The 16331-nt window shown below is 44.5% G+C and carries 16 protein-coding genes, 4 tRNA genes, 2 pseudogenes and 1 riboswitch; of the genes and pseudogenes, 15 read left to right on the top strand and 7 right to left on the bottom strand.

Going from position 1 to position 16331, the window contains the following annotated elements:
* Positions 1–4 precede the first annotated feature (4 nt).
* The 3 genes from QA442_RS17710 to QA442_RS17700 all read left to right on the top strand — a co-directional run bounded on the left by QA442_RS17710 (position 5) and on the right by QA442_RS17700 (position 507).
* Positions 5–75 (top strand) — tRNA-Cys (locus tag QA442_RS17710).
* A 7-nt stretch (positions 76–82) separates the two neighbouring features.
* Positions 83–169: transfer RNA gene (locus QA442_RS17705), tRNA-Leu, on the top strand.
* A gap of 256 nt (positions 170–425) precedes the next feature.
* Positions 426–507 (top strand) — tRNA-Leu (locus tag QA442_RS17700).
* Between the two features lie 78 nt (positions 508–585).
* Here QA442_RS17700 and spo0M read toward each other — a convergent pair.
* The gene (gene spo0M, locus QA442_RS17695; RefSeq protein ID WP_095432767.1) at positions 586–1362 is read right to left on the bottom strand and encodes a sporulation control protein Spo0M; all 777 of its coding nucleotides are present in this window, start codon (positions 1360–1362) and stop codon (positions 586–588) included.
* Between the two features lie 140 nt (positions 1363–1502).
* Here spo0M and QA442_RS17690 point away from each other — a divergent pair, with 140 nt between their 5' ends.
* Complete coding sequence (locus QA442_RS17690) at positions 1503–1706, top strand: hypothetical protein (RefSeq protein WP_014663285.1); 204 nt, start codon at positions 1503–1505, stop codon at positions 1704–1706.
* 83 nt (positions 1707–1789) lie between these two features.
* Here the strand turns inward: QA442_RS17690 and QA442_RS17685 are convergent.
* Positions 1790–2059 (bottom strand): annotated as a pseudogene (locus QA442_RS17685) (spore coat protein).
* Between the two features lie 41 nt (positions 2060–2100).
* On the opposite strand from QA442_RS17685, the gene QA442_RS17680 reads away from it, so the two are divergent.
* Both QA442_RS17680 and thiC read left to right on the top strand, forming a co-directional pair.
* The gene (locus QA442_RS17680; RefSeq protein ID WP_095432766.1) at positions 2101–2802 is read left to right on the top strand and encodes a Type 1 glutamine amidotransferase-like domain-containing protein; all 702 of its coding nucleotides are present in this window, start codon (positions 2101–2103) and stop codon (positions 2800–2802) included.
* Positions 2803–2861: 59 nt separating this feature from the next.
* Positions 2862–2969: riboswitch (TPP riboswitch) on the top strand.
* A gap of 132 nt (positions 2970–3101) precedes the next feature.
* Complete coding sequence (thiC, locus tag QA442_RS17675) at positions 3102–4874, top strand: phosphomethylpyrimidine synthase ThiC (protein ID WP_069839156.1); 1773 nt, start codon at positions 3102–3104, stop codon at positions 4872–4874.
* A gap of 36 nt (positions 4875–4910) precedes the next feature.
* Here the strand turns inward: thiC and QA442_RS17670 are convergent.
* Positions 4911–6264, bottom strand: a pseudogene (locus tag QA442_RS17670) (FAD-binding oxidoreductase).
* A 248-nt stretch (positions 6265–6512) separates the two neighbouring features.
* On the opposite strand from QA442_RS17670, the gene senS reads away from it, so the two are divergent.
* The gene (senS, locus tag QA442_RS17665; protein ID WP_071581314.1) at positions 6513–6710 is read left to right on the top strand and encodes a transcriptional regulator SenS; all 198 of its coding nucleotides are present in this window, start codon (positions 6513–6515) and stop codon (positions 6708–6710) included.
* A 24-nt stretch (positions 6711–6734) separates the two neighbouring features.
* On the opposite strand, the gene katA is transcribed toward senS, so the two are convergent.
* On the bottom strand, positions 6735–8186 hold the full coding sequence (gene katA / locus QA442_RS17660; RefSeq protein ID WP_069149242.1) for a catalase KatA: 1452 nt from the start codon (positions 8184–8186) through the stop codon (positions 6735–6737).
* A gap of 403 nt (positions 8187–8589) precedes the next feature.
* Here katA and QA442_RS17655 point away from each other — a divergent pair, with 403 nt between their 5' ends.
* From QA442_RS17655 to rpsN, 6 genes are all read left to right on the top strand, one after another.
* Positions 8590–9357, top strand: coding sequence for an ABC transporter ATP-binding protein (locus tag QA442_RS17655; protein ID WP_040083656.1), 768 nt, complete (start codon positions 8590–8592; stop codon positions 9355–9357).
* 17 nt (positions 9358–9374) lie between these two features.
* The gene (locus tag QA442_RS17650; protein WP_279473331.1) at positions 9375–10373 is read left to right on the top strand and encodes an aliphatic sulfonate ABC transporter substrate-binding protein; all 999 of its coding nucleotides are present in this window, start codon (positions 9375–9377) and stop codon (positions 10371–10373) included.
* A complete protein-coding gene (locus QA442_RS17645; protein ID WP_103748980.1) occupies positions 10370–11200 on the top strand; it encodes an ABC transporter permease in 831 nt (276 codons plus the stop codon). The genes QA442_RS17650 and QA442_RS17645 overlap by 4 nt, the downstream gene beginning before the upstream one ends.
* Before the next feature lie 20 nt (positions 11201–11220).
* On the top strand, positions 11221–12351 hold the full coding sequence (gene ssuD, locus QA442_RS17640) for an FMNH2-dependent alkanesulfonate monooxygenase (RefSeq protein ID WP_095432763.1): 1131 nt from the start codon (positions 11221–11223) through the stop codon (positions 12349–12351).
* Between the two features lie 100 nt (positions 12352–12451).
* Positions 12452–12988 (top strand): hypothetical protein, encoded by a 537-nt coding sequence (locus QA442_RS17635; RefSeq protein ID WP_095432778.1) that lies wholly within the window; start codon positions 12452–12454, stop codon positions 12986–12988.
* A 113-nt stretch (positions 12989–13101) separates the two neighbouring features.
* Positions 13102–13371, top strand: coding sequence for a 30S ribosomal protein S14 (gene rpsN / locus QA442_RS17630; protein WP_095432762.1), 270 nt, complete (start codon positions 13102–13104; stop codon positions 13369–13371).
* A gap of 17 nt (positions 13372–13388) precedes the next feature.
* Here rpsN and QA442_RS17625 read toward each other — a convergent pair whose 3' ends face one another.
* The gene (locus tag QA442_RS17625) at positions 13389–13862 is read right to left on the bottom strand and encodes a hypothetical protein (protein ID WP_069839149.1); all 474 of its coding nucleotides are present in this window, start codon (positions 13860–13862) and stop codon (positions 13389–13391) included.
* Between the two features lies 1 nt (position 13863).
* Complete coding sequence (locus tag QA442_RS17620; RefSeq protein ID WP_009966860.1) at positions 13864–14064, bottom strand: helix-turn-helix transcriptional regulator; 201 nt, start codon at positions 14062–14064, stop codon at positions 13864–13866.
* Positions 14065–14257: 193 nt separating this feature from the next.
* Between QA442_RS17620 and QA442_RS17615 the strand changes: the two genes are divergently transcribed.
* Positions 14258–14331, top strand: a tRNA-Gly gene (locus tag QA442_RS17615).
* A 90-nt stretch (positions 14332–14421) separates the two neighbouring features.
* Here QA442_RS17615 and QA442_RS17610 read toward each other — a convergent pair.
* Positions 14422–15045, bottom strand: a complete 624-nt coding sequence (locus tag QA442_RS17610; protein WP_069149245.1) for a B3/B4 domain-containing protein — start codon at positions 15043–15045, stop codon at positions 14422–14424.
* Positions 15046–15127: 82 nt separating this feature from the next.
* On the opposite strand from QA442_RS17610, the gene queG reads away from it, so the two are divergent.
* Positions 15128–16288, top strand: a complete 1161-nt coding sequence (gene queG, locus QA442_RS17605; protein WP_095432761.1) for a tRNA epoxyqueuosine(34) reductase QueG — start codon at positions 15128–15130, stop codon at positions 16286–16288.
* Positions 16289–16331: the final 43 nt, after the last annotated feature.

The raw sequence follows: 16331 nt of genomic DNA, 5'->3' as shown, positions 1-16331 counted from the left end.
TTACGGCGGCATAGCCAAGTGGTAAGGCAGAGGTCTGCAAAACCTTTATCCCCGGTTCGAATCCGGGTGTCGCCTTTCTTTTGCCGGGGTGGTGGAATTGGCAGACACACAGGACTTAAAATCCTGCGGTAGGTGACTACCGTCGGTTCAAGTCCGGCCCTCGGCACCAATTTTACTTACATGGTAAGTTGAATTGGTGTTTGTGTTTTATCATTATAACTAATCTATAAATGATCTACATAAGTAGATCATTTTTTTATTTCTTAGATTTATCATAACTGGCTAAGTTATGACACATTGATGAAAAAAAATCTCTTAACACTCTTTATTTTATATTTCCAAAAAAACTTTTTTGAAATACGTTGACACATTATGAGATCCATGATATATTTATATTCGTCGGTTAGATACGACGTAAAAAACTTGCCGGTGTGGCGGAATTGGCAGACGCGCACGACTCAAAATCGTGTTCCTTCTGGAGTGTCGGTTCGACCCCGACCACCGGTATACTGAAGAACCCGTTTCTTATTTAGAAACGGGTTCTTATTTTTATCGAAGAAAAGGAGCCTTAGCTCCTTTTTTTACTTACTCAGCGTATTGGTCTATGATCTCTTCTAGTACCTCTTCTAGCTCTTCTGCATCTTCAAGCTCTGATTGGCTGAAACGGACGCGTACAAGCTGTTCTCCGTCATTATACATCTCTTCCAACCACCCACGGAGTCCTCTTGCTCTGCGGTCGACTTCGAAAATGATTTCCAAACCGTCTTCGTCTAAAAGGAAAATGAGCTCTAATTCATCAAGCATCTGACGATAATATCCGGAAGTCGGGACGAACTCGAATTCTTGAACGAACGGAAGACGACGCTGGAAGTAGGGTGCTTGTTCGCAGTCTGCTTCGTTAAGACGGAAGCCCAGGTTTTCGATAGCTCCCAGGACATTTTCAATCCAAGGGTGCGCTTCAACGAAAATGCGGTCATGATCAGATTTGTCGATACCGCCTTGAATGTCAAGGTCTGTCACCACGGCAACCTCTACTTTTCCTACAGTGATCGGCGTATCTAGAGGCAGAGTGAATGCGAACGGAAATTGATGCTCTTCTCCAGGCTGAATGGCAAATGAACCAGTGACCCGGAAAGAATGAATTGTAGCGTATTTCCGGTGCTCTTCGTCGTCTTTTACAATGACGTACTTGGTGTTAAGCTGTAAGTCAATATAGCGGATGTCCTGAGCGATTTTTCCGCCTTTGACGTGTACAGTTCCCCGGACTTCTTCTCCTGGAAAATATGCATCTTTCTCTAAAATTGTATCGACTTTTGCAGCTCCGATTCCGGCACTTGCCGCAAGTTTCTTAAAAAATGACATGTTTGATCTTCCCCTTTTTCTTTTTCTCAACAGGTATACGCAAGAAGGAGGAAAAAAGATTCATTTGATTCATGCTTTTTTCCTATTATTCATCTAAGCCTAAGGGCAGACTAAGAATAATATTGAAAACAAAGGAGTAGGTGGAAGTGAATAAAGAAAATTTGGTTGCAGATGAATTACACAGAATGTTTTTGGCTGGTGAGCTGCAAATCACAGTAGAGGAGGATATAAACCATATTTCCGAAAGGCTGAGAAACGGCGATCTCAGTTTAGACCGATTAAGCGGTGAAGACGCGTTTATAAAAGAAACGGTAAACGAGGCTTTAAGAAGAGTGGAGCAATAAAAAAGAGACGGGATCTCATCTTTGAGATCCCGTCTCTTTTTGTGGTCTTTGCTGCAAGATTAAAGTGAATCGATTGAAATTGCTCACCCAAGCCACCCTTTTTCCAACAGAAGATCTGACAGTTCATCATGGAGATGGGCAGCTGTATCTAATTGATCATGCAATGCTCTTCTGATGTGGGGATTTTCGGCTTCTGTTATTGCGACAGTGTAGTTGTTAATGTTGGTTTTTATTGTTGTTAACAAATCAAAAATGTCTTCGTGATAAAGACTCAATGAGCAAGCCACCTCCTTTGGTTTTTATAGCAGCTCCTGATAAGAAAGTATTTTGCTTTGTTTCTTGCTTCTATTCAAAATGCTATAATAAACAACAAATTTTGTTGGGGAGTGTAATGATGAAACAGATTATTGCGATGGGAGGCGGGGGTTTTTCGATGGAGCCGGAAAATTTGTCCCTCGATCAATATATCCTCAATCAATCGGAACGGGAGTCACCTCGTATTTGTTTTTTGCCGACCGCGAGTGGAGATTCCCAAAACTATATTCAGCGGTTTTATCATGCGTTTCAAACAATGGATTGTGTGCCGTCTCATTTATCCTTATTTAAGCCGCCGTCAACAGATTTAACTTCTTTTGTTATGGAAAAGGACGTGATCTATGTTGGCGGGGGAAATACGCGCAATATGCTTGTGCTGTGGAAGGAATGGGGGCTGGACTTTATTCTCAGAGAGGCATGGAAGAACGGAGTGATTTTAGCTGGATTAAGTGCAGGTGCGATATGCTGGTTTGAAGAAGGCGTGACAGATTCGGCCGGGCCGCTGACAAGTATGAAAAGTTTAGGTTTTTTGCAAGGGAGCTTTTGTCCTCATTATGACGGGGAAAAGGATCGGAGACCGGCATACCACCTGCTGATAGCTAACGCATTCTTGTGCAATGGCTATGCGGCGGACGATGGAGCGGCTCTCCATTTCATAAATGATCAGCTGTTTCAGACTGTGAGTTCAAGATCGGATGCAAAGGCATATCGGGTGATGAGGGATGAACATGGGATATCTGAAATCTCGTTGCCTGTCACATATTTGGGTTCAATTAGCTGAATATTTTCTATATTCCTCTTTTTTTTCGATTGGTTTTATGTTAAGATGAGTCCGAAATCAATAGTTACTGGGGGTGCCCGCTTTCGGGCTGAGAGAGAAGGTAAGCTTCTTAACCCTTTGGACCTGATCTGGTTCGTACCAGCGTGGGGAAGTAGAGGAATTGTTTTTATTATTGTCGTGCTGGGCAATAATATGTTTCTTTCTGACTGTAACCGGGTTCATTTTTATGAATCCGGTTTTTTGTGCTGGTTATGGGCTTGATTTTGTCCTTTCAAACGTAGAGAGGGGAAGGATAAGTAATGCAAAACAATTCAGTGCAGCAAGCCAACATTTCTATTATGTCGAGTTTTTCGGGCAGCAAAAAGGTATACGTGGAGGGTTCTTCTTCAGACATCCAAGTGCCGATGAGGGAGATTACATTGAGTCCGACGACGGGATCGTTCGGCGAGGAGGAAAACGCACCTGTGCGTGTCTATGATACAAGCGGACCGTATACGGACCCCGAAGTTACTATTAATATTCAAGAAGGATTAAAGCCGCTCCGCCAAAAGTGGATTACAGAGCGCGGTGATGTGGAAGAATATGAAGGTCGTGCAATAAAACCAGAAGATAATGGTTATAAAAAAGCAAATCCAAACGTAAGCTACCCAGGGCTAAAGCGGAAACCGCTGAGGGCGAAGGCTGGTCATAATGTCACCCAAATGCACTATGCCAAAAAGGGAATCATTACACCTGAGATGGAGTTTATCGCTATTCGAGAGCACGTGTCTCCCGAATTTGTAAGAGACGAGGTGGCAAGCGGCCGGGCAATCATTCCTTCAAACATTAATCACCCTGAAAGTGAGCCAATGATTATCGGCCGGAATTTTCATGTGAAGATTAATGCGAATATCGGGAATTCAGCTGTTACGTCATCCATTGAAGAGGAAGTGGAAAAAATGACGTGGGCCATCCGCTGGGGAGCAGATACAATGATGGATCTCTCTACAGGAAAAGATATTCATACGACGCGTGAATGGATTATTCGCAATTGTCCTGTTCCTGTGGGAACTGTTCCGATTTATCAGGCGCTTGAAAAAGTAAACGGCGTAGCGGAGGATTTAACGTGGGAGATTTATCGTGATACGCTGATCGAGCAGGCAGAGCAGGGTGTGGATTATTTTACGATTCACGCGGGTGTTTTGCTTAGGTATGTGCCGCTGACTGCCAAAAGGACAACTGGTATCGTGTCCCGCGGGGGCGCAATCATGGCACAGTGGTGTCTGGCTCACCATCAAGAAAGCTTTTTATACACTCATTTTGAAGAGATCTGTGAAATCATGAAAACATATGATATTGCGTTTTCTCTTGGGGATGGTCTGCGTCCCGGATCAATCGCCGATGCTAATGACGAAGCACAGTTTGCTGAATTAGAGACGCTTGGAGAGCTGACGCAAATCGCGTGGAAGCATGATGTTCAAGTGATGATTGAGGGTCCTGGACATGTTCCGATGCATAAAATCAAAGAGAACGTCGATAAACAAATGGACATTTGTAAAGAAGCGCCTTTTTATACATTAGGGCCGTTGACAACGGATATTGCCCCTGGATATGACCATATTACTTCAGCGATCGGAGCGGCGATGATCGGTTGGTATGGGACAGCAATGCTATGTTATGTAACGCCGAAGGAGCATTTAGGGCTGCCAAACCGTGATGATGTTCGTGAAGGAGTCATTACATATAAGATCGCTGCGCACGCTGCGGACCTTGCAAAAGGGCATCCCGGAGCGCAAATCCGCGATGATGCGTTATCGAAAGCCCGTTTTGAATTCCGCTGGCGGGATCAGTTTAATCTCTCTCTTGATCCGGAAAGAGCGCTTGAATATCATGATGAAACTCTGCCGGCTGAAGGAGCAAAAACTGCTCACTTCTGTTCCATGTGCGGTCCAAAGTTTTGCAGCATGAGAATTTCTCAGGATATTCGAGATTATGCGAAGAAAAACGATCTCAGTGAAGCAGAAGCCATAAATAGAGGATTAAAAGAAAAAGCAAAAGAATTTGTCGATACGGGAAGCAATTTATATCAATAAAAAAATGAAGATGGAGAATGCTCCATCTTCATTTTTTTAGAAAAACAGAGAACGTCGAAGCGGAGGAATACTCTGTTCAAAGTGGAAAACATTTTCTGGATCATATTTCGTTTTGACACGGCGGAGTCGTTCAACATTTTCGCCGTAATATGTTCTTGGCCAGTTTCTGATTTCGATATCTGGCCAATTTACGTAGTCCCCCATCGTTTCTCTCGAAAGGGATGTTCTCAGCCTCTCAATCCAGCGGACGTTTTGTCTTTTTTTTTCAGGGGATGTCCAGTTTGTTAGGTATTCCTGGGCAATGATTGCATCACGATAATAAAATGCTGTTTGGTCTGGAGCGATCCGTCCGGCTGCTCCGCCGAGCGACTGCTGCCAGACGCTGGCGTTTTGATTCGGAGCGTGCTCCAAAAAGTGTTTAATCGTTGAAATCGCACGTTCTGATAATGGCTTTTCAATGAAAGAGCCGGAGCGTTTCATTTTTTGAGGCTGATTGCCTCCCGGGCTGTTAAAAAAGGTTACCGCTTCAATGAAGGGCATTGCGATTACCATTCCGCTTGTCGGGCTTCCTGCTTTCAATAAAGGCTTTAACAGTTTTTTTAACTCTGTTTTTGGACCGACAAATTGGCCGAGGGCCTCTATCCGGTTTACTTCTTTAGGCCAAAACTCTATTGATGAGGTAAGCCGGTCATCTGTATAGGGGGCCCAGTGCTGCCACGTGTTAAATACTTCTTTAAAATCATCCCAGCCCCATGTAATTGAAAAATCGACACTTGAGAGATGGGCACCGCTTTAAATGTCATGGAGGTGACAATGCCGAAATTGCCGCCTCCGCCTCCCTGAGACGCCCAAAATAAGTCTGGATGGTTTGAAGAGCTGACTGTAACCAAATCAGCGCCCTCTTTTTCGTCTGCTATTATCATCTCGAGATTCACGAGGCGGTCACAAGTAAGACCGGCAGCCCTTGTTAAAAGTCCAATACCTCCTCCGAGAGTTAAACCTGTGAGCCCTACATTAGCAATGGTGCCTGCGGGAAGCGTCAGGCCGTATTGCCAGAGAGTCCGATAGACTTCTCCCAATTCAGCGCCTGCTTCAATATAGGCAAGCTTTTTATCCTGATTTACAGTTATTTTTTTCATTTCGCTTAAATCAATAACAAGACCGTTATTTAAAGGGAGAAATTTTCATAGCTGTGCCTGCCGCCTCTAATACGGAAAGGCACATGGTTTTCACGCGCCCATTTCAGCGCATTGAGTGCATCTTGTTTGTTTTGGCAAAACACAATGATGTCAGGATACCTTTCTAAGCTCAGGTTAATATTGGTTCTTGCTTCGTTATAGTCCGGATCATCCCGTGTCACGATACGTCCGGTCAGTTTTGTCTTTTCCACACTCCCACATCTCTTTCTCACGTATTCTAGTTTCTCTAGCTTATGCGTCAGGGTAAAAGAGTGTATAAGGAAAAAGCGTGGATATAATCTAATAAAGCGTTAATATCTTCAAAATATAGTTGACAGGTCGGTATTGTATGAATTAACATGGTCAGTACAAATTTTCAAAACTGTCGCGCTGATCGGAACACCGAAGGCTCTTATCTTTTGATAAGGGCCTTTTTTGTATGAAAAAGGAGGGATTATTGATGGGAGTCAAAAAAGAAAAGGGAAGAAAACGATTCAGGAAGCGAAAAACCTACGGGAATCAGATTATGCCGCTCGAGCTGCTGATTGAAAAAAACAAACGAGAGATTATAAACAGCGCGGAGCTCATGGAGGAAATTTATATGAAGATTGATGAGAAGCATACGCAAGGCGTAACTAAATATAAAAAAACCCGCTGATTCCAGCGGGTTTTTGCATTTCGATTAAGCATCTTTTTTAATCGGCAATCCAAGGCCTTCTGCAACGCGTTTTCCGTATTCAGGGTCCGCTTTATAGAAGTGCTCGATTTGACGGAGCTTGATTTCTTCTTTTTCTACCGGCTTCATAGCGTTAACGATATTTTCAACAAGGCGGGTACGCTCATCTTCACTCATTAAACGATACAGGTCACCGGCTTGTGTGTAGTGATCGTTGTGATCGTAGCTTACGCTGTCAGCGATACCTTGTACCGGATATGCTGCTTGCTTATCCTCAGGTGACTCTTTCGGGCCGCCGAAGCTGTTAGGCTCGTAGTATACAGATCCGCCGCCATTATTGTCAAAGCGCATTTGTCCGTCACGCTGATAATTGTTCACTTCGTTGCGTGCGCGGTTGATTGGCAGCGCTTGATGGTTTGCGCCGACACGGTAGCGGTGTGCATCATGATAAGCAAACAGTCGGCCTTGAAGCATTTTATCCGGTGAAACATCAATACCAGGCACGAGTGTTCCAGGTGAGAATGTCGCTTGTTCTACTTCTGCAAAGTAGTTTTCCGGATTTCTGTCTAGAACCATGCGTCCGACCTCGATTAACGGGTAGTCTTTTTGAGACCAAACTTTTGTGACATCAAACGGATCGAAACGGTACGTATTTGCATCTTCTAAAGGCATGATTTGCACATATAGTTTCCATGCAGGGTAATCACCGTTTTCGATTGCGTTGAAAAGGTCTTCTGTATGGTAATCAGGATTTTCTCCGGCAATTTTTGCTGCCGTATTGACATCAAGGTTTTTCACGCCTTGTTCTGTTTTAAAGTGATATTTAATCCATACACCTTCGCCTTCGGCATTTGTCCATTTGAATGTATGGCTTCCGAAGCCGTGCATGTGGCGAAGTGTCGCAGGAATTCCGCGGTCAGACATCAGGATTGTCACTTGGTGCAGTGACTCTGGTGAAAGTGACCAGAAATCCCATACAGCCGTAGGGTTTTTCAGGTGTGTTTTTGGATCTCTTTTCTGTGTATGGATGAAATCAGGGAACTTAATCGCATCGCGGATAAAGAATACCGGAGTATTGTTGCCGACGATGTCGTAGTTTCCTTCTTCAGTATAAAATTTAACAGCAAATCCGCGTGGGTCGCGAACTGTGTCAGCCGAGCCAAGTTCACCGGCAACTGTTGAGAAACGGATGAACAGCGGTGTGCGTTTGCCGACTTCAGAAAGGAAAGCGGCTTTCGTATATTTTGTTACGTCGTTTGTCACTTCAAAATATCCGTGTGCGCCTGCTCCTTTAGCGTGAACAACACGTTCAGGAACACGTTCTCGGTTGAAATGGGCCAATTTCTCGAGTAAATGTACATCTTGAATTAAAGTTGGTCCGCGAGAACCGGCAGTCATTGAGTTTTGATTATCTCCAACCGGAGCGCCCCAGCTAGTTGTCAGTTTATTTGAACTCATGTTATCACCTCTTGGAATTTATAAGAACATAATATCATCTCTAAGTAAAAAGTCAATATTATTTTATAATTATTATAAAATAGTTATCTCTATTAAGCGATATCTAGTATTGAAAATGGTGAAAAACTTTGTTATATCAGCTGTTGCATAGCATTTAATAATTTTCGGAGAAATCATTTTTTCTACTCTACTTGCGAAACAAGCAGAGTAAGTGATAAACAAGGATCAAAAACCGCATTTTAAAAAAGAGTTGACATATCGGAATAATTTGAATTAACATGTTATTCAAACAAAAAACAATTGGGCAGCTGATCGGACCGCCGAAGGCTCTCATCTCTACAAGAACAGAGATGGGGGCCTTTTTGTTTTTTGAAGGCGGCGTTGGCAGAAAGAGGGGATAAAAGTGGCTGTGACCATCAGCATCAAAGAAAAGTCATTTGTTCAAGAGGGCCGCAAAAACACGGTCTTAGAGAACATACAATTATCAATCGCACCAGGTGAATTTTTAACGCTTATCGGACCGAGCGGGTGCGGGAAAAGCACCTTGTTAAAGATTATTGCGGGACTTGATTCTGAATATGACGGGAGTGTTGAAATCAACGGCCGCAGCGTAACAGCTCCGGGGATTCAGCAAGGATTTATTTTTCAGGAGCACCGCCTCTTTCCTTGGCTGACGGTTGAGCAGAATATTGCCGCCGACTTGAATTTGAAGGACCCAAAAGTCAAACAGAAGGTGGATGAACTGATCGAGATTGTCAGATTGAAAGGATCGGAGAAAGCATATCCGCGCGAGCTGTCAGGCGGCATGTCACAAAGAGTTGCCATTGCCCGGGCCCTTCTGCGGGAGCCTGAGGTGCTGCTTTTAGATGAACCGTTTGGTGCACTTGACGCTTTTACAAGAAAACATCTGCAGGACGTGCTGCTGGAGATATGGAGGAGGAAAAAAACAACGATGATTCTCGTGACTCACGATATAGATGAATCTGTTTATTTAGGAAATGAGCTTGCGATCCTTAAGGCCAAACCGGGGAAAATCCATAAGCTGATGCCCATTCACTTGGCGTATCCGCGGAACCGGACGACTCCGGATTTCCAAGCGATCAGACAGAAAGTGCTGTCGGAATTCGAGAAAACAGAAGATTTGGAGTACGCTGAAGGATCAGGGATATAGAAAGGGCGGAAGCGGAAATGAAAAAAAGGCTCATTGTATTGGTTGCCGTTATTTTTCTGCTCGCAGGCTGCGGAGCAAACGGAGCCAATGGTGATCACAAACAATTGAAGGAAATTCGTATTGGTATTCAGCAAAGCTTAAGCCCGCTTTTGATCGCGAAGGAGAAAGGCTGGTTCGAAGATGCATTTGAAAAAGAAGACATCAAAGTGAAATGGGTGGAGTTTCAAAGCGGTCCGCCCCAATTTGAAGGCCTTGCGGCAGACAAACTTGATTTTTCTCAGGTCGGCAATTCGCCTGTGATCGCTGGACAGGCGGCAGGCATTGACTTTAAAGAAATCGGTTTGTCTCAGGACGGATTGAAAGCAAACGGCATCCTTGTGAATCAAGGCAGCGCCATTCAGGACGTCAAGGATTTAAAAGGGAAGAAAATTGCAGTCGCCAAAGGCAGCAGCGGGTTTGATTTTTTGTATAAAGCGCTTGATCAAGTCGGGTTGTCAGCTAATGATGTGACAATTATTCAGCTTCAGCCTGATGAAGCGGCTTCGGCGTTTGAAAACGGATCTGTTGATGCCTGGTCCATTTGGGAGCCGTACTTGTCATTAGAAACTATGAAACACGGAGCAAAAATCCTTGTGAACGGAGAAAGCACAGATTTATATTCACCGGGCTTTACTTTAGTAAGAACCAAGTTTTCAGAAGAGCATCCAGACGAAGTGGTCCGTTTTCTGAAGGTGTTTAATAAGGCTGTTGTATGGCAAAAGGAACATTTGGATGAAGCAGCAGAACTGTATGCAGACATTAAAGATCTCGATAAAAAGGTCGTCGAAAATGTGCTGAAGAATACTGAGCCCCTGAATGAGGTCATTAGTGACGATATTGTGAAAGCACAGCAGGAAACAGCAGATTTTCAATTTCGAACGCAGGCAATAGATAAGAAGATTGATGTGAAGGATGTTGTGGATAACACTTTTATCAAAAAAGCATTAAAGGAATATTCCTCAGGAGGTGATCAGTGATGAAAGCAGAGGCTGCGGGCTCGCTGCCCAAAACGAATGCGGAAGCAGTGCGAAAAAAGCCCGGAAGGAAGAAGTATGGCTGGACGAAGGGGCTTTTACTGCCAGCTGTCATCATTGCCATCTGGCAGATTATCGGCGCGCTGGGGCTTGTGTCCGCTACAGTGCTGCCTACGCCTGTGACGATTGTCCTGACCTTTAAGGAGCTTATTTTGTCTGGTGAGCTGTTCGGCCATCTGCAAATCAGCATTTATCGGGCGGCGCTTGGTTTTTTGCTTGGCGCGGCGCTTGGATTGATAATCGGGATTTTGGCCGGATTCTCAAAACGAACGGAGCTGTATCTTGATCCATCGTTGCAAATGCTTAGAACGGTACCTCATTTGGCCGTCACGCCGCTGTTTATTTTATGGTTCGGATTTGACGAAGTATCTAAAATTTTGCTGATTGCGCTCGGTGCCTTCTTTCCCGTCTATATCAATACGTTTAACGGTATCCGCGGAGTTGATGCGAAGCTGTTTGAAGTCGCTCGGGTCCTTGAATTTAAATGGCATCAGCAGATAACCAAAGTGATATTGCCGGCAGCCCTGCCCAATATATTGCTAGGCATTCGCTTATCGCTCGGCATTGCATGGCTCGGGCTCGTTGTAGCAGAGCTGATGGGCTCAAGCTCGGGAGTCGGCTATATGATTATGGATGCGAGACAATTTTCACAAACGAACAAAGTCTTTGCAGGGATTATCATTTTTGCAGTGGTTGGAAAGCTGACGGATTCCTTCGTCAGGCTGCTTGAACGAAAGCTGTTAAAGTGGAGAAACAGCTACGAAGGATAGAGTATCTAAGGGGGATGAATATGGAAATTCTTTGGTTTATACCGACTCATGGAGACGCGAGATATTTAGGATCTGAAAGTGATGGACGGACTGCGGATCATCTTTACTTTAAACATATCGCGCAGGCGGCAGACAGGCTGGGATATACAGGGGTTCTTCTGCCGACGGGAAGATCGTGCGAGGACCCGTGGCTTACAGCGTCGGCGCTGGCAGGAGAAACAAAGGACTTGAAATTTTTAGTCGCGGTAAGACCTGGTTTAATGCAGCCTTCTTTAGCAGCCAGAATGACATCCACCTTAGACCGCATTTCAGACGGCCGGCTGCTGATCAACGTTGTGGCAGGGGGCGATCCGTATGAGCTGGCAGGTGATGGCCTGTTTATCAGTCATGATGAGCGCTATGAAGCAACAGACGAATTTTTAACCGTTTGGCGAAAACTTTTGCAGGGAGAAACGGTTTCCTATGAAGGAAAGCATATAAAAGTGGAAAACAGCAATCTGCTTTTCCCGCCGCAGCAAGCGCCGCATCCGCCTATCTATTTCGGTGGATCGTCGCAGGCAGGGATTGAAGCTGCCGCAAAGCATACAGACGTGTACTTGACATGGGGGGAGCCGCCTGAACAAGTAAAAGAAAAGATTGAGAGAGTCAAAAAGCAGGCGGAAAAAGAAGGGAGATCTGTCCGGTTTGGCATTAGGCTGCATGTCATTGCCCGTGAAACTGAACAAGAGGCGTGGGAAGCGGCTGAGCGCTTGATCAGCCATTTGGATGATGACACCATTGCCAAAGCGCAGGCTGCTTTAAGCCGTTACGACTCTTCAGGCCAGCAGCGGATGGCCGTTCTTCATCAAGGCGATCGGACGAAGCTTGAAATCAGCCCGAATCTGTGGGCGGGGATCGGTCTGGTCAGAGGAGGGGCAGGAACAGCCCTTGTCGGTGATCCGCAGACTATTGCCGACCGGATAGCGGAGTACCAGGCACTCGGCATAGAATCATTTATATTCTCCGGCTATCCGCATCTAGAAGAAGCGTATTATTTTGCAGAGCTTGTATTTCCACTTTTGCCGTTTGAAAACGATCGGACGAGAAAGCTTCAGAACAAAAGGGGAGAAGCAGTAGGAAACACTTATTTTGTCAAAGAGAAAAATGCATGAGTTTAATTAAAATACAGCCCCCGAATATGGTAAGATTTTCAAAAAGGGGGCTGTTTTTCTGAAAACATTGAGAAGCGCAGCAGTCATTTGCCTGATAGCTATGCTGTCGGCATGCGGACATTCAAAACAGATGGAAATCAAAGCAGCGGACATGTCAGATCTTGAAAAAAACAGAATGGATGTTGCAGCTTCACAGGCATTCACTGCTGAAGCCGTCAATATCGGTGAAGGTATTTCCTCAGCTGACATGTACATCGAACATTACCAAAAGGGAAAGCTTGTTGAGACGGTTGGACCAGTTGGTGCAGATTATTCAGAGGAAAAACCTGATACCATACAATTTGTTTATTTTGTGAATGAAGAGGGGGAAGGAAAGGATAAACACACCACCATTCATTTTGGCATTGTGGATAAACAGGGAAATATAGCAGCTGATTCATCGGTGAAACGTGACGATAGCGCAACACAGGAAATGACTCAGAATATTTCATCGCCGGAACCGATTTCTTTCGAGAAGCCTGTTTTGATCGGCAGCAGTATTAGAGGGACTGACGAGACAATGCATACCTCTGAACATAAAAAAGAGCTCATTAAGCATCAAGATGCGTTACTGTATTATGTGAAATTGCATCATTAGAAACGGGCGGCTTCAGGCCGTCTGTTTTACAAAGCGGTATGCTTGATTTTTTAAAGGGAGCATGATACATTTTAAATCGTAATAATTTCGATTTGATAAGGAGGCTATGTGACTTGGCTAAAAAATCAAAAGTGACAAAAGAGTTAAAACGACAACAGCTTGTTGAACAATACGCTGATATCAGACGCGAGTTGAAGGAAAAAGGAGATTACGAGGCACTCAGCAAGCTGCCAAAAGATTCAGCGCCGGGAAGGCTCCACAATCGCTGCATGGTAACGGGGCGCCCGAGAGGATATATGAGAAAGTTTAAAATGTCCAGAATCGCTTTTAGGGAGCTGGCCCATAAAGGCCAGATTCCAGGTGTGAAAAAAGCAAGCTGGTAAGAAAAAACTCCGGCCGATTACAGTGCGCCGGAGTTTTTTTCGTTTTTCTTGAAAGAGATGACGTAGGAAAGGTGCTGGATGATCATGATGACAAACACAATAATAATAGGGAAAAACGGCATGCGCGATTGAAATAGCGGATAAAAAATGAGAAGCACCGCAGCGGCAGGCAGCGAGAAGTAGACAGCGATATATGAAGCGCGGCATGCTTTTGCCGTCATCATCTGCTCTCTTTCATCCTGCTCTTCAAATTCATCAGGCAGAAGAAGCTGCTTTCTGGCAGGGCGGCTTTTTTTCTGTAAGTACAAATAAACCGCAGTCGCCGCAATAAACAGAACAAAGGGGGTGAGGTTTAATTCAAACACCGTCCCGCCGCTCTTTGTGCGGAAAAAAGATGCTATGCCTTCCGAGGCTTCAAAGTATGAAATCAGCGTCCAGCATGCAAGGCCAAATAACACCAGTTGAAAAGCTGCTTTTGTTTTCATGCTCATCTTAGTTTTCCTCCTCTAACCAAAAGACATCCTCCATTTTCATGGAGAAGGCTTTGCAGATTTTCAATGCTAACAGCAGTGAGGGAACATAATCGCCTTTTTCAATGGCTGCCACAGTCTGCCTTGTGACGCCGACCGTTTCTCCGAGTTTTTCCTGAGAATAGCCGAAGCGTGCCCTCAGCTCTTTTACTTTATTTTTCATCATGACGTCTGTCCCCTTCACTTTCTTGTTTCATTATATTGTATAGTATACTTAACATTATGTAAATGTTACTTAACAACTTTACAAAAAGATAACTTTTTTTCGACAAAATTTTTATATTCCCTTGACGAAAAATAAATAAACCTGTAATATAAGAACAGTCAAAGCGGTACTGTTACTGACATTCACAAATGCGGGTGTAGTTTAGTGGTAAAACCTCAGCCTTCCAAGCTGATGTCGTGAGTTCGATTCTCATCACCCGCTCCATACATACGTTATTAACGCAGTGTTTCGTTTCTCAGATAAACGAAGTATTGCGTTTTTTTATGTAAAAAAGAACACGTTATTCGTGTTCTTTTACGTAAGCCAATGTACTGTATGGGTGCCGCCGTGAATTTGTTCAAACATTTTCGTTAATGATGATAAGAGTTTAACAGCGCTGCTTTTCTCAATGGATGGCGGGAAAAAAATGATTTGTAGCATATTTTTGGTCTCGTTTGAAACGGGATGTTGATTGAAGCTGTTTTTAAAATCGCCAAAAATGCCGTTTTCATCAGAGAAAAGCAGGATGTTTTCTTTTTCTCCCAATGAGATCCGGACAGACTCATGAAGCTTTCCGGCATCATAAATCATAATGGGCAGAGAATATTTTAATGCGAAAAAATCGATTGTGTCATGGGCCGAGTCCTTACTTTCCATGAATTGTTCTTTTGATATCGGGATCAGCATGTCCTCCATTGGGGTTGTTTCTCCCTCAAATGAAGGGTTAAGCTGTTTAAAGAGTTCCCGCCATTCCTTGACGAAGGGTTCATCGGATATACCGCCGTCTGCATAGTCGAAAAACAGGGACTCCTGGAATAGGCGGAGTCTGCCTTTCAGCATTTGCGGTGAGGAGCCGACTTCGATATTCTCATAAATGACAGCTGCTGCATGTAAGCCAGCCGCACGTTCAGTAATAACAGAATCAAGTTTGATATTCACTAGCATTCACTCCAGTTACGTGATATCAACCTATTATAAACGCTGTATCGTTTTATCACAAAGAAAGGAGGCTGTGCAAAACATGAACGTTTATCAGCTCAAAGAAGAATTAATTGAATACGCGAAAAGCATTGGCGTGGACAAGATTGGTTTTACGACCGCTGATACTTTTGACAGTTTAAAAGACCGTTTGATTCTTCAAGAATCACTCGGCTATCTCTCCGGCTTTGAAGAGCCGGATATCGAGAAAAGGGTGACGCCGAAGCTTCTGTTGCCGAAAGCGAAATCAATAGTGGCGATTGCTCTCGCATATCCTTCCAGAATGAAGGATGCGCCAAGAAGCACGAGAACTGAGCGCAGGGGCATTTTTTGCAGAGCCTCCTGGGGCAAAGACTATCATGATGTGTTGAGGGAAAAACTCGATCTGCTGGAGGAATTTCTAAAAAGCAAGCATGAGGATATCAGAACGAAGTCAATGGTTGATACAGGTGAATTGTCTGATCGCGCCGTTGCGGAACGTGCCGGCATCGGATTCAGTGCGAAAAACTGTATGATCACAACGCCAGAGTATGGCTCTTATGTGTATTTGGCGGAAATGATCACAAATATTCCTTTTGAGCCTGATGTGCCGATTGAAGATATGTGCGGGTCCTGCACGAAATGTTTGGACGCCTGTCCGACGGGAGCATTGGTTAATCCGGGGCAGCTTAATGCGCAGCGCTGCATCTCTTTTCTGACCCAGACAAAAGGATTTTTGCCTGATGAATTCCGGACAAAGATCGGAAACCGCCTGTATGGGTGCGATACGTGCCAAACGGTATGTCCTCTCAATAAAGGGAAGGACTTTCATCTTCATCCGGAAATGGAACCTGATCCTGAGATTGCCAAACCGTTATTGAAGCCGCTCTTGACCATCAGTAATCGGGAATTTAAGGAGAAATTCGGACATGTCTCAGGTTCTTGGCGCGGGAAAAAACCGATTCAGCGAAACGCCATTCTCGCCCTTGCGCATTTTAAGGATACCTCCGCACTACCCGAGTTGACGGATCTGATGCACAAGGACCCGCGTCCTGTCATCAGGGGGACAGCCGCATGGGCAATCGGTAAAATCGGAGACACCGTATACATGGAAGAGCTTGAAAAAGCGCGGGAAAAAGAGAAGGATGAAGAGGCAAAGCTGGAAATTGAAAAAGGAATTGAGTTGCTAAAAGCTTCAGGCATGACTAAACAAGGCCTGTCCTGACATACGTATAGAGCAGAAGGAAAAAACACTTGAGATCATCCAA

Source organism: Bacillus stercoris, assembly GCF_029772985.1.
GTDB classification, from domain to species: domain Bacteria; phylum Bacillota; class Bacilli; order Bacillales; family Bacillaceae; genus Bacillus; species Bacillus stercoris.
Note: the sequence above shows the minus strand (reverse complement) of the source record. Positions and strands in the feature narration are given on the sequence as shown.

What these genes read in the sequence shown, in the direction of transcription:
- spo0M (WP_095432767.1), bottom strand. Translation starts at nt 1,362, where the DNA reads ATGTCATTTTTTAAGAAACTTGCGGCAAGTGCCGGAATCGGAGCTGCA.
- senS (WP_071581314.1), top strand. Translation starts at nt 6,513, where the DNA reads ATGGGAGTCAAAAAAGAAAAGGGAAGAAAACGATTCAGGAAGCGAAAA.
- queG (WP_095432761.1), top strand. Translation starts at nt 15,128, where the DNA reads ATGAACGTTTATCAGCTCAAAGAAGAATTAATTGAATACGCGAAAAGC.
- QA442_RS17620 (WP_009966860.1), bottom strand. Translation starts at nt 14,064, where the DNA reads ATGAAAAATAAAGTAAAAGAGCTGAGGGCACGCTTCGGCTATTCTCAG.
- QA442_RS17625 (WP_069839149.1), bottom strand. Translation starts at nt 13,862, where the DNA reads ATGAGCATGAAAACAAAAGCAGCTTTTCAACTGGTGTTATTTGGCCTT.
- thiC (WP_069839156.1), top strand. Translation starts at nt 3,102, where the DNA reads ATGCAAAACAATTCAGTGCAGCAAGCCAACATTTCTATTATGTCGAGT.
- QA442_RS17680 (WP_095432766.1), top strand. Translation starts at nt 2,101, where the DNA reads ATGAAACAGATTATTGCGATGGGAGGCGGGGGTTTTTCGATGGAGCCG.
- katA (WP_069149242.1), bottom strand. Translation starts at nt 8,186, where the DNA reads ATGAGTTCAAATAAACTGACAACTAGCTGGGGCGCTCCGGTTGGAGAT.
- QA442_RS17650 (WP_279473331.1), top strand. Translation starts at nt 9,375, where the DNA reads ATGAAAAAAAGGCTCATTGTATTGGTTGCCGTTATTTTTCTGCTCGCA.
- ssuD (WP_095432763.1), top strand. Translation starts at nt 11,221, where the DNA reads ATGGAAATTCTTTGGTTTATACCGACTCATGGAGACGCGAGATATTTA.
- QA442_RS17635 (WP_095432778.1), top strand. Translation starts at nt 12,452, where the DNA reads ATGCTGTCGGCATGCGGACATTCAAAACAGATGGAAATCAAAGCAGCG.